Origin of the sequence: Noviluteimonas lactosilytica, assembly GCF_020866925.1 — a bacterium.
In the GTDB taxonomy this organism is placed as follows: domain Bacteria; phylum Pseudomonadota; class Gammaproteobacteria; order Xanthomonadales; family Xanthomonadaceae; genus Noviluteimonas; species Noviluteimonas lactosilytica.
The window spans coordinates 96081-109697 of the sequence record NZ_JAJGAK010000004.1 but is presented as its reverse complement, the minus strand read 5'-3'; the positions used below and the strand labels follow the sequence as shown (position 1 = coordinate 109697).

General features: G+C 67.1%; 16 protein-coding genes. 6 read left to right on the top strand and 10 right to left on the bottom strand.

All coding sequences use genetic code 11. The features are described from left to right. Positions 1-89 precede the first annotated feature (89 nt). On the top strand, positions 90-788 hold the full coding sequence (locus tag LK996_RS14535; protein WP_230528089.1) for a glycosyltransferase: 699 nt from the start codon (positions 90-92) through the stop codon (positions 786-788). 83 nt (positions 789-871) lie between these two features. On the opposite strand, the gene LK996_RS14530 is transcribed toward LK996_RS14535, so the two are convergent. After that, entirely contained in the window at positions 872-1348 is a 477-nt protein-coding gene (locus tag LK996_RS14530; protein WP_230528088.1) for an EF-hand domain-containing protein, read from the bottom strand. Between the two features lie 123 nt (positions 1349-1471). On the opposite strand from LK996_RS14530, the gene LK996_RS14525 reads away from it, so the two are divergent. After that, positions 1472-2017: a DUF3016 domain-containing protein gene (locus tag LK996_RS14525; protein ID WP_230528087.1), complete on the top strand. Its 546-nt coding sequence runs from the start codon at positions 1472-1474 to the stop codon at positions 2015-2017. On the opposite strand, the gene LK996_RS14520 is transcribed toward LK996_RS14525, so the two are convergent. Both LK996_RS14520 and LK996_RS14515 read right to left on the bottom strand, forming a co-directional pair. Beyond that, positions 2007-3920 (bottom strand): PAS domain-containing hybrid sensor histidine kinase/response regulator, encoded by a 1914-nt coding sequence (locus LK996_RS14520; protein WP_230528086.1) that lies wholly within the window; start codon positions 3918-3920, stop codon positions 2007-2009. The genes LK996_RS14525 and LK996_RS14520 overlap by 11 nt on opposite strands. Before the next feature lie 135 nt (positions 3921-4055). Continuing rightward, on the bottom strand, positions 4056-4601 hold the full coding sequence (locus LK996_RS14515; protein WP_230528085.1) for an EF-hand domain-containing protein: 546 nt from the start codon (positions 4599-4601) through the stop codon (positions 4056-4058). Positions 4602-4800: 199 nt separating this feature from the next. Here LK996_RS14515 and LK996_RS14510 point away from each other — a divergent pair, with 199 nt between their 5' ends. After that, a complete protein-coding gene (locus LK996_RS14510; RefSeq protein ID WP_230528084.1) occupies positions 4801-5565 on the top strand; it encodes a hypothetical protein in 765 nt (254 codons plus the stop codon). A 106-nt stretch (positions 5566-5671) separates the two neighbouring features. Further along, the gene (locus LK996_RS14505) at positions 5672-7336 is read left to right on the top strand and encodes a S41 family peptidase (RefSeq protein ID WP_230528083.1); all 1665 of its coding nucleotides are present in this window, start codon (positions 5672-5674) and stop codon (positions 7334-7336) included. On the opposite strand, the gene LK996_RS14500 is transcribed toward LK996_RS14505, so the two are convergent. The 5 genes from LK996_RS14500 to LK996_RS14480 form a co-directional block, all read right to left on the bottom strand. Next, positions 7333-8001, bottom strand: coding sequence for a pyridoxamine 5'-phosphate oxidase family protein (locus LK996_RS14500; protein ID WP_425493793.1), 669 nt, complete (start codon positions 7999-8001; stop codon positions 7333-7335). The two genes, LK996_RS14505 and LK996_RS14500, sit on opposite strands and share 4 nt — an antisense overlap. An 85-nt stretch (positions 8002-8086) precedes the next feature. After that, positions 8087-8476, bottom strand: a complete 390-nt coding sequence (locus LK996_RS14495) for a hypothetical protein (RefSeq protein ID WP_230528082.1) — start codon at positions 8474-8476, stop codon at positions 8087-8089. 31 nt (positions 8477-8507) lie between these two features. Next, positions 8508-8831: a PilZ domain-containing protein gene (locus LK996_RS14490; RefSeq protein ID WP_230528081.1), complete on the bottom strand. Its 324-nt coding sequence runs from the start codon at positions 8829-8831 to the stop codon at positions 8508-8510. Between the two features lie 42 nt (positions 8832-8873). Then, complete coding sequence (locus LK996_RS14485; protein ID WP_230528080.1) at positions 8874-9599, bottom strand: PIN domain-containing protein; 726 nt, start codon at positions 9597-9599, stop codon at positions 8874-8876. Between the two features lie 42 nt (positions 9600-9641). Continuing rightward, complete coding sequence (locus LK996_RS14480; protein ID WP_230528079.1) at positions 9642-10919, bottom strand: aminopeptidase; 1278 nt, start codon at positions 10917-10919, stop codon at positions 9642-9644. A gap of 126 nt (positions 10920-11045) precedes the next feature. On the opposite strand from LK996_RS14480, the gene LK996_RS14475 reads away from it, so the two are divergent. Together LK996_RS14475 and LK996_RS14470 are read left to right on the top strand one after the other, a co-directional pair. Continuing rightward, positions 11046-11651, top strand: a complete 606-nt coding sequence (locus tag LK996_RS14475) for a DNA-3-methyladenine glycosylase (protein WP_230528078.1) — start codon at positions 11046-11048, stop codon at positions 11649-11651. A 29-nt stretch (positions 11652-11680) separates the two neighbouring features. Continuing rightward, entirely contained in the window at positions 11681-11845 is a 165-nt protein-coding gene (locus tag LK996_RS14470) for a hypothetical protein (RefSeq protein WP_230528077.1), read from the top strand. Between the two features lie 49 nt (positions 11846-11894). On the opposite strand, the gene LK996_RS14465 is transcribed toward LK996_RS14470, so the two are convergent. Then, positions 11895-12956, bottom strand: a complete 1062-nt coding sequence (locus LK996_RS14465) for a hypothetical protein (protein WP_230528076.1) — start codon at positions 12954-12956, stop codon at positions 11895-11897. Between the two features lie 113 nt (positions 12957-13069). Then, positions 13070-13617: DUF1566 domain-containing protein (locus LK996_RS14460; protein WP_230528075.1), on the bottom strand; the 548-nt coding region annotated here is incomplete at its 5' end.

Below are 13617 nucleotides of genomic sequence, written 5' to 3'. Positions count from 1 at the left end.
CCCCGGGATGCTCCGGGGCGGAGTCTAGCGCGGGTTCCGGCGGGGTGCCGGACGCCGGTCCGATCGACCCTGCGTGCGATCATCGCCGGATGTGGTCGTTCATCGTTCCCGCACACGACGAGGCGCCGTTGATCGGCGCGACGCTCGATGCGCTGCAGGCGGCCGCGCGCGAGTGCGGCGTCGCGCACGAATGCATCGTGGTGGACGACGCGTCGACCGACGGCACGGCCGACATCGCGCGTGCGCATGGGGCGCGCGTCGTGCCGGTCGCGTTCCGCCACATCGCGGCCACGCGCAATGCGGGCGCGGCGCAGGCGACGGGCACGCGGTTGTGTTTCGTCGATGCGGACACACGCGTCGATGCACGCGTGCTGCGTGCGGCAATCGCCGCGCTCGATGCGGGCGCGGTCGGCGGCGGGTGCGCGGTGGAACTCGACGGCGACGTGCGCTGGAGCCTGCGCGTCCTAACCAAGGCGTTGATGCAGTTGTTCCGCTGGACGCGCGTGACGCCCGGGTGCTTCCTCTACTGCACGCGCGACGCCTTCGACGCGATCGGCGGCTTCGACACGCGCTGGTATGCGGGCGAAGACGTCGCGTTCGGTCGCGCGCTGGCGCGCATCGGCCGGATGCGCATCCTGCGCGAAGCGGTGCACACCTCCGATCGCAAGCTGCGCACCTTCGGCCTCGTCGATCACCTGCGGCTGATGCTGCGCTTCGCCCTGCGCGGACGACGCATGCTGCATTCGCGCGACCACCTGGCGCTCTGGTACGACAAGCGCCGGCACTAGGGCAAACAGGGGCCAAAACAGGGGTCAGAGCACTATTTCGTTCCGAAATAGTGCTCTGACCCCTGTTTTTGCCCTGCTCTTGCTTACCCGCCGCCCGACATCAACTCGCCGAGATCGAGCGTGTCGTCGTCGCTCGTGTCGAGCAACTCGAACGCCTGCTCCGCGCCGCGCTCCAGTTCTTCCTCGGTGAGTTCGCCGTCGGTGTTCATGTCGATGCGGCGGATCCGGTCGGCGGGCGACAGCATGCCGTCCTGCTGCGGTGCGCCCGCGCTGGCGAGTTCGTCGGGGCTGACGCGGTTGTTGCGGTCGGCATCGAGCGCGCGGAAGGTGTCGCGGATCGAATCCTCGTACTCGTCCTCGCTCACCGAACCGTCGCCGTTGCGGTCGAGCGCGGCCATGCGCTGTTGGGCGTTCTGCGGCAGGCGGGCGTCGGACGGCACGGGGTTGGAGGTGCGCGGGGTGGCGTCGGGGGCGGTGTTGACCTGCGCGGCGCAGGTACCGATGAGGAGGGTGCCGACGGCGATGGTGAAGGCGGCGACTCGGACGGACAGGGGGTTCATCGCGTGCTCCAGGGGGGACGGTCAATGAAGGCTGACGCAAGGCGAAACGCAGAGCGGCCGTGGGTTTGAACCGGCGGCGGTTGCGGCACACACTCACGAGTGAAAGCCACGCGGAGCACCGCCATGAACGCCCGTCCCCTCGCCTGCCTCGTCCTCGCGCTGTCGCTGGCGTCCTGCGCCTCCACCGGCCCGCGCATGGTCACCGGCTCCGGACAGCCTCGCGAAGTCGGCGAAGGCACCGCCGTGAACGTGCGCTGGGCCGATCCGGCCGCCTTCTCCGAGCTGCGTTACAGCCAGAACCACCGGGAAGCGGCGCGCGGCGACTGGGTGGTCGAGCTCGCGGACTACATGCAGGCGAAGATCACGAAGGCCGTGCCCGCCGGCGACCGCGTCGACGTCGAGATCCTCGACATCACCCGCGCCGGCGAATACGAGTGGATCCCGCGCGCCACGTCCGACGACATCCGCGTGATGCGCGACGTCTATCCGCCGCGCATGACGCTCAACTTCCGCCACGTCGACGCCAGCGGCGCGGTGGTGGCCGAAGGCGAACGCAAGATCGCCGACCTTGCGTACCTGCAATCGCAGCCGCCCTTCCCCGCCAACGATCCGCTGCGCTACGACAAGCGCCTGATCGACACCTGGATCCGCCGCGAATTCAAGCGTTGATGCGTGCGAGCGCTTCGGTCAGCGCGTCGGACACGATCGGCTTGACGAGGTGGTCGCGGAAGCCCGCGGCCGACGTCGCCGCGCGATCCTGCCCCTGCCCGTAGCCGGTGACGGCTATCAGCGCGATGCCGTCGCCCCACTCGGCGAGGATCTTCTGCGCGAGCGTCATGCCGTCCGTGTCGGGCAGGCCGATGTCGAGGAAGGCGATGTCCGGGCGTTCGGCGCGGATCGCATCGAGCGCAGTCGCGGCGTCGTACGCGGTGCGCGCGCGATAGCCGAGACGTTCGAGCAGCGCGGCCATCGTGTCGGCCGCGTCGCGGTTGTCGTCGACGACCAGCACGCTGCGCGATTTCAGTTGCGGTGCATGTCCGGCGTCGTCCGCATCTGCGTCGGGCGTTTCGATCATCGGGATGCGCACGACGAATTCCGCACCCTTGCCCAGGCCGGCGCTGTACGCCGCCACGTCGCCGCCATGCAGCGTCACCAGCTGCTGCACCAGGCTCAGGCCCAGCCCGAGGCCGCCCTGGGTGCGCGCCATGTCCTGGTCGCCCTGCACGAACAGGTTGAAGATGTCCTGCAGGCGCGCGGGGTCGATGCCCGGCCCGTTGTCGGACACCGCGATCTCCGCGAACGCGCGGCTGCGACGCAATGCGAGGAGGATGCGCCCGCCGCGGTCGGTGAATTTCACCGCGTTGTTCAGCAGGTTGCCGACGATCTGCAGCAGGCGCGCGGCGTCGCCGGAGACCCACGCCGGTTCGTCGGGAAGTTCCAGCGTCAGCGTCTGCGAACGGCTGCGCGCGAAGGGTTCGATCGCTTCGATCGCCGTCGCCATCGTTCTCGACAGGTCGACGGGGGCCATCTCCATGTGGATCTTGCCGCTGGTGATGCGGCCCACGTCGAGCAGGTCGTCGACAAGTCGCGACATCTGCCCGAGCTGGCGTGCGATCACGTCGCGGCACATGCGCATGCGTTCTGTCTGGAGCGTTTCCAGCTGCATGATCGCCACCGCATTCGCGATCGGCGCGAGGGGGTTGCGCAGTTCGTGGCCGAGCATCGCCAGGAACGTCGTGACGCGACGGCCTTCGTCTTCCAGCGTGCGCACGCGCCGGCGATCGGTCAGGTCGCGCGTCACTTTCGAGAAGCCGATGTGCTTGCCGTGTTCGTCGCGCAACGCGGTGATGACGACGCTCGCCCAGAAGCGCGAGCCGTCCTTGCGCACGCGCCAGCCTTCGTCTTCGCAGCGGCCTTCCTCCAGCGCGATTTCGAGTTCGCGCTGCGGCCAGCCGCTGCGCGCGATTTCGGGCGGATAGAACGTCGAGAAGTGGCGGCCGAGGATTTCGTCGGCGCCGTAGCCCTTGGTCTGTTGCGCGCCTGCGTTCCAGCTCGCGACATGACCCTCGGGATCGAGCATGAAGATCGCGTAGTCGCGCACGCCTTCGATCAGCAGGCGGAAGCGTTCTTCGCTACGGCGAAGCAGTTCTTCCTGGCGGCGGCGCGCGGTGAGGTCGCGGGTGATCTTGGAGAAGCCGAGCAGGTCGCCGTGGTCGTCGAGCACGCGCGTGATCACCACGTTCGCCCAGAACTGCGTGCCGTCCTTGCGGACGCGCCAGCCTTCGTCCTCGAACTGGCCGACTTCGGCAGCGACGCGCAACTCGTGTTGCGGCCACCCGGCATCGATGCGTTCCTGCGGATAGAACACCGAGAAGTGGCGACCGATGATCTCGTCGCCCGTGTACCCCTTGATGCGTTCGGCGCCGGTATTCCACGTACGCACGCACCCTTCGGCGTCGAGCATGAAGATGGCGTAGTCCGGCACCTCCTCCACCAGCCGGCGGAAGATGGCGTCGTCGTCTTTCCACGCCGTGGGCGGCGGCGCGGGCCAAGGTGATGCATTGCGGTTCAAGCGGACCCCTCGAGTGCTGGCGCACCTCCCCGCGGCGCGCGCGCGTATTGGACCATCGCGCGCGTTAATGCGTCTTCACACGACGCGCGCGTACCGCCCTGCCGTCGAGGCAGGACGGTACGGCGCGACGGTGCTTCAGCCGTCGTTGCCGTCCGGGGGCGGCGTGGTGGTGCCGGAACCGGCGTCATGGCCCGAGTGATCGGTCATGCCCGCCGCGTCCTTGTCCTTGTCCTTCGATGCCTTGTCCTTGCTCATCATCTTGCCGTGAGCGGAGGACATCTCGGACTGCGAGAGCATGCCGTTGCCGTCGCTGTCGGCCATCTTGAACATGTCGGCCGCACCGGCGTCGTGTTCGGCCGCAGACAGCTTGCCGTCGCCGTCCTTGTCCATCTTGGCGATCTTGTCGGACGACTTCATGTCGTGGCCGCGCATGTCGCCCTTGTCGGCTTTCATGGCGTGCCTGGCGTCCATTTCGGCGGCGGTGACGAAGCCGTCCTTGTTGGCGTCCATCTCGCCGAACATCTTGGTGACGCCGGCGGCATGTTCGGCCGAACTGACCTGGCCGTCGCTGTTGGTGTCCATCATCTTGAACTTGTCGTCGCCGCTCTTGTTCGCGGCTGCGCTGAACGCGGCGGTCGCGAGCATGGCGGCAATGAGCGTGCAGAGTGTCTTGCGTGTCATCCGTGGAACTCCTGCTGGGAGAGTCCCCGAGCGTGCGCGGGCAATAGTGAGCGGCCGGTCAACGGACAGGCGCGAACTCGACAGTGCGTGGCGGGATGATTCATGCAGTTGAACGCGAGCAGGCGAAGCGGCAATCACGGCGTCGCGAGGCGGGGTCGAAGTACCTTCGCCCGTCGCATCCGCCATGGAGTGCCCCGTCATGCGCCTGCTCGTCCTGTTGTGTTCGCTCGCCATGCCCGTCGTTGCGTGGTTATCGCAGCGCGGGACGTTCGGTCCGACCAATGCCGCGGTGTCCGCGCAATATCCGACGCTGCTCGTCGCGGCGGGATACGCCTTCGCGATCTGGGGGCTGATCTTCGTGTTCGACGTGTTGTACGGCGTGTGGCAGGCGACGGGAGAACGCCGGCGCGACGCGACGCTGTCGCGCATCGCACCGTGGACGGCGGCGGGGTTCGCGCTCACAGCGGCGTGGATGCCGTTGTTCTCGATGGGGCTGTATTGGTTGTGCCTCGCGGTGATCTTCGCCGCGCTTGCGTGCCTGCTGCGCGCGGCGATCGTGCTCACCGACGATGCGCAACGCCTGCCGCAGCAGTGGTTGTGGGCGTGGTCGCCGATCTCGTTGCACGCCGGGTGGTTGTCGCTCGCGGCCTTCCTCAATCTCGCGCAGGTGATCGTCGCGTACCGGTTGTTGTCGACGACCGACATGTTGTCGTGGAGCCTGGTGTTGTTCGCGGGACTCGCCGCGTTGTTGCTGTGGGCGAACCATCGCATGCGCGGTAACGTCGACTACGCGGGCGCGGCGACCTGGGGCTTGCTCGGCGTGTACGCGATGCAGCATGGCTGGGGCGTGCCGGGCGCGACCGCTGCCGCGTGGTGTGCGCTGGCGCTGGCCGTCGTGCTCGTCGCGCAGACGGTGTGGCTGCGCTTCAAGCACCGCGGTGGCCTGGTGGCCGACGCGGCGTGAGCCGCGATGCGGAGGTTCGGCGAAAGGTTGGAATGACCATCGCCACATGGGCGGTGCCGGGGGCGCGACGACAATGCGCAGCCCCCGATCGTTCGACGAGCCGCCCATGCGCCTGCGCCTTTCGCTGCTGACCCTCGCCCTCTCCGCGGGCTTCGCCCTGCCCGTACTGGCGCAGGATGCGAGCGCACTCGCCGAGCAGGCGCAGGCGGCCTACGCCGCGAAGGACTATGCACGCAGCGCCGACTTGTACGCCGCCGCCGCGAAGGCCGGTGCGGACACCGGCGGCGTGTACTACAACGCCGCGTGTTCCGCGGCGCTCGCCGGCCGCGGCGATGCTGCCTTCGACTTCCTGCAACAGGCCGTCGACGCAGGCTGGGCGAACGGCAAGCACATGGCGCAGGACTCGGACCTCGCATCGCTGCACGCCGATGCACGTTGGGCGCCGCTCATTGCACGGATCGATCGCATCGGCGCGCAACGCGAGCGCATGTGGAACAACCCGGCGTTGACGAGCGCGTGGGACGCGCCGCTCACCGAAGACCAGCGCGTCGCCGGCCTATCGCGCGCGTGGAGCGAAGCGAAGTACAACTTCGTCAACTTCGATCTCGTGCCCGACCTCGATTGGGATGCGCTCTACCTTGCGACGCTGCCGCGCGTGCGCGCCGCGAAGAGCAACGAGGCCTACTACAAGGAAATGCAGCGCTTTTACGCGCAGCTCGGCGACGGGCACACGAGCGTGTTCCCGGACAAGGAGGCCGCCGATGCCTGGGCGTCGCGACCGGGCATCAACACGCTGTGGCTCGAAGGCCGCGTGATCGTGCGCGATGTGTTCGATCCCGCGCTGCGTGCCGCGGGTGTTGCGCCAGGCTGGGAGATCGTCGCAGTCGACGGCCGTCCGGTGACGGCGTTCGCGCACGATGCGGTGCTGCCTTACATCGCGGCATCGACACAGCAGGACCGCGAATCGCGCATGTACGAGCGTTTCCTGCTGACCGGTCCGCTCGATGCGCCCGCGCGCGTGACGGTGCGCGACCTGCAGGGCAAGTCGCACGAGCTTTCGATGCCACGCATGGCGGCCAAGCCGCGCACCGCGTTGCTGCCGAACACTGCGCCGTTCGAGTTCCGCATGTTGCCCGGCAACGTCGCGTGGGTCGCGTTGCGCTCGTTCGGCGACGACACGGCGGCGAAGGAATACCTCGCGCAGTTCGCGCAGATCGCGAAGGCCGACGCGATCGTGTTCGACCTGCGCGACAACGGCGGCGGCAACAGCGGCGTCGGCTACAAGGTGCTTGCGACGCTCACCGACAAGGCCTTCCAGACGAGCGCATGGCGAACGCGCGAATACGTGCCGACCTACCGCGCCTGGCAGCAGGGCGAACAGGCGCATCGCGAAGCGGCCGGCGTGGTGGCGCCCGATGGCGCGCGCCGTTACGACAAGCCCGTGTACGTGCTCACCAGCGCACGCACGTACTCGGCGGCGGAAGACTTCGCGGTCGCGTTCGATGCGATGCAGCGCGGTCGCATCGTCGGCGAAGCCACCGGCGGCAGCACGGGGCAACCGCTCATCGTGTCGCTGCCGGGCGGGATCATGGCGCGCATCTGCACCAAGCGCGACACGTATCCGGATGGCCGCGAGTTCGTCGGCGTCGGAGTGAAGCCGCAGGTCGTCGTGCATCCGACCGTCGCGGATTTCCGCGCGGGGCGCGACACGGTGCTGGAGGCGGCGCTGGAGTTGGCACGCGGGAAGAACGCGCTGGCCGGCGGGCGTTAACGCCGGGCTTTTTTCGCGGCGGGTCTGCGTGTCGATTTGGCAGCCGATTTCTTCGTCGCCGCCGTTCGCGTCGCGGTCTTGCGGGCCGCCGTCTTTCGCGTCGCCGTCTTTGTCGCGGCCTTCTTCGCCCCGGCCTTCTTCGCAGCGGCGCGCTTCTTCGGCGCGCCCTTGCGCACGCGGATCAACTTGTTCTCCGCCATGATCTCTTCGCGCTTCGTCACGCGTGCGATCACGAAAGCGACCGACTTGCCGATCCAGGAGCCCGGGCCTTCCCAGTACTCGACGGTGCGCACCAGGACTTCGACCAGCGCGACATTCGGGTCGTTCTTCCCGCGCGGGAAGTAAGCCTTGTAGGCGTCGCTCCAGAATTCGTCGATGCGTGCCGGATCCTGGTTGATGCGCGCATCGCCCGTCACCGACGCATACACGTTGCGATCCTTCGAGGCGTACGCCACGTTGACCTTCGGATTGCGCGCGATCTCACGCATCTTCGGGCTGCGCGCGCTGGTGAAGAACCACAATCGCTCGCCGTCGAATTCGGCGGCCTGCGTCGACAATGGCCGGCTCACCAGGTAGCCAGCCTCGCCGACCGTGGTGAACATGCAGATGTCGATGTCTTCGAGCAGCTTCGCGATGCGCTGCGTCTTCTCCGAACGCGTGGCCATGGGCGCCTCCGTGACGTGGAGGTTCGAGTGTCGTCAGCGTTCGCGCGATGGCGCGTGAAGGACGCGCGCGTTCAGCGTCTTCGGATCACCGCGTTTCTTCCGGCACGCCATAGCGTAGCCAGCGTTCTGCGGTGCCCGGATCGGAGAACGCGCGCGCTTCGAGTCCCGCTTCGCGCGCGAAGATCTCGCAGTACTCCAGGTGGTTCACGCCGACGGGCTTCACGTGCGCGATGCGCAGGCCTTCGAGGCCGCGACCCTTCATGGCATCGACAAGGGCGAACCATTCGCCGATCGCGATTTCCGCGCCCTTCATGCGATCGTCGACGTACAACCAGCGAGGACGCTGGCGCAGGACTTCGGCGAGGATCGCTTCCCAGTAGGCGGCGGTGTTGGCGACACTGCGCGTGCCCGTCACCGTGGCCCACAGGCCATCGCCGTCGTGCACCAGCTTCAGCTTGTAGTCGCCGTTCCCCATGGATCGAGCATACGCCCGGCCGAAGCGGTCGTCATTGGCGGGGACCGAGCGAAGCGAACAGCTCGCGGATGTCCTGTTCCTGCTGCGGCTCGAACTCGACACCCATGTCGTCCAGGCCCACGCGCGTGACATGGCCGCGCAAGGTGATCGACTCCTGTTCGTCGCCGTTCTGGAAGTACATGCGAAGCGTTGCGCCGCTTTCCGGGTTCCAGTTCTGCGGCAGCGTGACGCGTGCGCCGCCGAGCGAAAGATCGAGCACGTGCGCGTCGATCTTGTGGCCGTTCGGTCGCACCATGATCGCCCGCACCATCGGCTGGCGCGGATAGCGGCGGCGGTCGTCCTGTTGCTCGTCCATTCGGCGGAGACTAGCGCCGGGCGCGTGAAGCCCGGCTCAGCTTCAGGCCTGGGCGTCGTAGACGATCTTCGTGCCTTCGACGCGCAGCACGCCCGTGGATTGCAGGGCCTGCAACATCCGGTCGATGTCGGCGTCGACGAACGGCGGATTGAAGCTCGCGAGCGACGAACGCAAGGTCTTCACCGTGCGCGGGCGGGCATGCTTCATGCCACGCAGGCGATCGACGACTTCCTGCAGGCGGGGTGGCGCGGCCGGTGCTTTCTTCGCTGCGGCTTTCCTGGCCGGCGTCCTGGTCGATTTTACGGCGACCTTCGCAGGCGCGGCTTGCTTCGCCGGTTGCTTCGCGGGCGCCGGTTGCTTCGCGGGCGCCGGTTGCTTCGCCGCTTTTGTCGCCGTCGGCAAACGCACCGCCGCACCCGGGATCGTCGCGACGCGCTTGCAGGCGATGCCGAGTTTGTCGAGGTGCTTGATCAGCGGATCGAACCCCGTGTCGCGCGAAACGATCACGAAGGTCGATCCGGGTTCTTCGATCGACAACCTGCCGATGTAGAACGCGATGTGGAAGTCGAGCGCGTCCTTGCCGTTGCCGACGATCTGGATGTACTGCGCGTTCGCGCCGAACGCCTGCACCGCCTGCACCAGCCCGAACTCGAGCCGCGTCTGGTGTTGCCCGAGGAACACGCGGATGTCCCACTCGCCCGGCTTCAACGCGCCGAGGTTCGCGGGTTGCACGTTCTCGAAATCGACGAGCAGGTACTGGCGGGGCATGGGCGGGGCCTGCGATGGACAGACCCCGCGGAGTCTAGTGCGTCAGAGCTTCAGGTTCCCGTTCTCGATGATCGCCTTCCCATCGAGCGTCACGGTGCTGCCCGGCAACGACACCGTCTGGCCGTAAGGCACGGTGTTGTCGCCGCCCGCCCACACGTTGGCGCCGGTGCCGACGCTGATCGTGCCAGCGGGCACCCAGTTGCCGACGGTGGATTCAGCGGGCAGCTTGATGTTCGGATTGATGCCGAGGTCGATGAAGGCGAAGTCGTCCTTGCGTGCGTCGTCGACGGCGTCGTATTCGGCCTTCAGGTCGGCGAAGCCGGGGCCGCTGCCGGTGATGCCGGTCATCTTGCCGTCCTTGAACTCCATCGTCAGGTTGTCGATCTGCTTGCCGCGATAGAACGACTTCGAGTTCACCAGCTTGCCGTTGGCGGTGCCCTTCACCGGCGTGGTGTAGACCTCGCCCGCGGGCAGGTACACCGCGTTCGATGCGCCGCCGGCTTCGATGTCTTCCTCCGAAATCACGCCGTCGCTGACGAGCACGGGGCGACCCTTGATGTCGACGGTGAGGTCGGTGCCGTTGGGATGCGTGATGTGCACGGCGCTGCCGCCGGCGAGGGCGGCCTTGACGTCGGCGCCGCGCTTCACGAGATCGGCGTAATCGAGGTTCACGCCGCTCCAGAACATCTTCGACAGCTCGTCTTCGCTGACGCCGAACCGCTGCGCGCGCCACGGCGTCGGATACAGGTTGTTGCCGACTTCCAGGTTGCGCACGCCCTTGCGCTGGTACAGCTGGCCGATGCCTTCGTTCGCCTTGCCGCGCGCGGCCATGCGCTTGGGATCGGCGCCTTCGAACAGGTTTTCGCTGGTGCCGTTGCCGAGCGAGATGATCACGTCGACGACATCGGCCATCTCGGTGTCCAGCGTGTCGACCTGCGAATCCCATTTCTCCGGCACGTCGAAAAACATGCGCTTGGCGAGGCGATCGCTGCTGTAGTTGATCATCGGGAACGCGCCGACCTTGCGCGCGGCGACCGCGATGTCTTCCATCAACTCGGCGTCGTGCACGCGGCCGACGATCAACACGACGTCGCCTTCCTTCACGGCGGCGTTGGAAACGAGGCGGCCGGAGAGTTGGTCGAAGTCGGTGGGCGCGGGTTTGGCGGCGACGGTCGCTGCGGCGGTGTCGGCGGCAGGTGCGGCGGCTGCGGTGGACGACGCAGGTGCTTCCGCACCCGTGGGTTCGCCGCGTTGGCAGCCCGCGACGAGCGTGGTGGCGAGGGCGGCCGCCAGGGCGGTCGCGAGCAGGGAGCGTGTCATGGCGAGACCCCTCGATCAGTCGCCCGGAACTGGGCGAATGGAACCAACGCGCAGACAACGGCCGCTCGGTCACCGCCGGTCGCACGGGTGAACGGGCGCCGACGCGCGGCAGCCTAGACTCGCTGCATGCCACCCCGACGCACCCGCCTGCCCCGCGCGTTCTATCGCCGCGACACCGTGCATGTCGCGCGCGAGTTGCTCAACAAAGTGCTGGCGATGCCCGATGGTCGTGCGGGTCGCATCGTCGAAGTCGAAGCGTATTGCGCGGGCATCGACCCCGCCGCGCACACCTTTCGCGGCCGCACCGCGCGCAACGCGACGATGTTCGGCGAACCCGGCCATATGTATGTCTACTTCACCTACGGCATGCACTGGTGCGCGAATGCGGTGGCGTGGGACCACACGCCCGGCGCCGGCGTACTCATCCGTGCGCTCGAACCGATCGCGGGACTCGATGCGATGCATGACGCGCGCGGCGGCGTGTCGGAGCGATTACTCTGCAGTGGACCTGCGAGGCTGACGCAGGCGTTGGGCATCACCGGTGCGTTGAACGGGGTGGACTTGGTGAAGGGCGGCGGCCCGCGGATCTACGACGACGGCACCGCGCCGCCATTGCATCCGATCGCCACACCGCGTATCGGCATCCGCCACGGACTGGAACACCTGTGGCGCTTCGTCGTGCCCGGCAACCTGCACGTATCGCCCGCACGGGTGAAGATGGTGCAACCTTAGGGGGACGGAACGGTGCGCGGAGGGATGCGATGCAGATCGATCGAAAGCTGACCTTGTCGATCCTGGCGCTGGTGGCGCTCGGCATCGCGGTGCATGGATGGATCCTGTCGCAGCGCAAGTCGGCGGCTGACGTTCGCGATTCGCCTGCGGAGTCGGCGGCGACGGAACCTGCGAAGGACACTTCTGCGAAGTGATTGCAACGTGTCGCCCGTCGTGGACGACACGTGCAAGTGACGCGATGGATCAACGGATGCAGGCGACCGGAAGCGCGTTCCAGTGGCCTTCGAACTCACCATCGAACAAGTTGACCGCGGTGTAGCCGGCGCCGTTACGCTCGGAAGTCATGTGCGCGCCGGTGGACCAGCCCATCTGTTCGAACAACTGGTTGTCCGGGAAAGTGAGGTAGAGCCCGTGCAGTTCACCTGCGTTCGGCACGCGCCAGTCCGCGAAGTTGCCGGTGCGCAGTCGACTGCAGTAGGCCTCGGCATGCTCGCCCTTCACCGCAGCGAACTCGGCGCCGGGCTCACCCCTGCCGGGAAGCGCGGTCCACTTCTCGACCGGCACATTGAGCTTCGCCGCATCTTCGAATCGCAACGGCTGCGCGAAGTCGCCGTGGAAGCACGAGCGGATGATGTCGGGCTGCGTGGCGTGCGCGTTGTCGCAGCCTTCAGGCACGCGCACGAAGCGGAAGACGTTGTCGACGGCGATCATCGCCTGGTCTTCGCGCAGGCCGACGTTTCGGGAAGCGAACGACAGGAAACCGAGACCATTGCGCAGCACGCCCATGCTGGATACGAGGGTGCCCGATTCGGTCGGGCTGTCGCCGAACACCCACGCCGCCTGGCCGTTTTCGATCACCGCATTTGCGGAAGAAAGGCCACACCACTGCGGGTTGGAAGCGTTCCACATGAAGAGGCGCGGGACGACGTCATGGCCGTTGTTGCTGCGAATCAGGCATTGCCCATTGGCGCGATTGCGAATGACATGCGCCGTGCGGCCATCGCTGTGTTTAACGGGGGCGATATCCCAGGCGCGTTCCGGGGTCGCGATCGCGATGGCCACATACGGATGGCCCTCCCCGCATGGCCCTGAGCAGATCCCGCGATGCAGGCGAATCCCGTAGGCCCCCTGCGCAGCATCGAAGATCATGCACTTCGCATTCGCATGGTCGAGCGTGTTGTTCGGCAGCGCTTCGATCACGTAGGTGCCGGTGAAGGTACCGTCGGTACCGGACTTCGCCGCGTTGGCGCCGAAGGAGAAGAACACGGCGCTACACGCGAGCGCGGTGAGTAGTGGGTGACGCATGGAGGACGCTCCTTGGAAGGAGCGCGCATCCCGCGGACATGCTGCTCGATGTTGTCGGTGAAGATTCGACGTGTCGCCCAGAAATGGGCGACACGTGCAAGTGACGCGATGAATCAGCGGATGCAGGTCACCGGAAGCGCGTTCCAATGCCCTTCGTGGCGACCGTCGAACAAGTTGACCGCCGTGTACCCGGCGCCATTACGCTCGGAAGTCAGGTGCGCGCCGGTGGACCAGCCCATCTGTGTGAACAACTGGTTGTAGGGGAACATCTGCCAGAGCATCTCCAGTTCAACTGGGGTCGGTACGCGCCAGTCGGCAAAGTTGCCGGTGCGCAGCCGGCTGCAGTAGGCCTCGGCATGCTCGCCCTTCACCGCGGCGAACTCGGTGCCATCACCCTTATCGGCAGGCGCGGTCCACTTTTCGACCGGCACGTTGAGCTTTGCCGCATCTTCGAACCGCAACGGCTGTGCGAAGTCGCCGACGAAGCAGGAGCGAATGATATCGGGCTGCATCGCGTACGGGTTGTCGCAGCCTTCAGGCACGCGCACGAAGCGGAAGACGTTGTCGACGGCGATCATCGCCTGGTCTTCGCGCAGGCCGACGTTTCGGGAAGCGAACGACAGGAAACCGAGACCATTGCGCAGCACGCCCATGCTGGACT

Bases quoted from the DNA above. Each gene is read 5' to 3' on its own strand.
- LK996_RS14490 (WP_230528081.1), bottom strand. From the start codon at position 8,831: ATGGACGAGCAACAGGACGACCGCCGCCGCTATCCGCGCCAGCCGATG.
- LK996_RS14465 (WP_230528076.1), bottom strand. From the start codon at position 12,956: ATGCGTCACCCACTACTCACCGCGCTCGCGTGTAGCGCCGTGTTCTTC.
- LK996_RS14480 (WP_230528079.1), bottom strand. From the start codon at position 10,919: ATGACACGCTCCCTGCTCGCGACCGCCCTGGCGGCCGCCCTCGCCACC.
- LK996_RS14525 (WP_230528087.1), top strand. From the start codon at position 1,472: ATGAACGCCCGTCCCCTCGCCTGCCTCGTCCTCGCGCTGTCGCTGGCG.
- LK996_RS14515 (WP_230528085.1), bottom strand. From the start codon at position 4,601: ATGACACGCAAGACACTCTGCACGCTCATTGCCGCCATGCTCGCGACC.
- LK996_RS14510 (WP_230528084.1), top strand. From the start codon at position 4,801: ATGCGCCTGCTCGTCCTGTTGTGTTCGCTCGCCATGCCCGTCGTTGCG.
- LK996_RS14530 (WP_230528088.1), bottom strand. From the start codon at position 1,348: ATGAACCCCCTGTCCGTCCGAGTCGCCGCCTTCACCATCGCCGTCGGC.
- LK996_RS14535 (WP_230528089.1), top strand. From the start codon at position 90: ATGTGGTCGTTCATCGTTCCCGCACACGACGAGGCGCCGTTGATCGGC.
- LK996_RS14500 (WP_425493793.1), bottom strand. From the start codon at position 8,001: ATGGCCACGCGTTCGGAGAAGACGCAGCGCATCGCGAAGCTGCTCGAA.
- LK996_RS14495 (WP_230528082.1), bottom strand. From the start codon at position 8,476: ATGGGGAACGGCGACTACAAGCTGAAGCTGGTGCACGACGGCGATGGC.
- LK996_RS14505 (WP_230528083.1), top strand. From the start codon at position 5,672: ATGCGCCTGCGCCTTTCGCTGCTGACCCTCGCCCTCTCCGCGGGCTTC.
- LK996_RS14470 (WP_230528077.1), top strand. From the start codon at position 11,681: ATGCAGATCGATCGAAAGCTGACCTTGTCGATCCTGGCGCTGGTGGCG.
- LK996_RS14485 (WP_230528080.1), bottom strand. From the start codon at position 9,599: ATGCCCCGCCAGTACCTGCTCGTCGATTTCGAGAACGTGCAACCCGCG.
- LK996_RS14475 (WP_230528078.1), top strand. From the start codon at position 11,046: ATGCCACCCCGACGCACCCGCCTGCCCCGCGCGTTCTATCGCCGCGAC.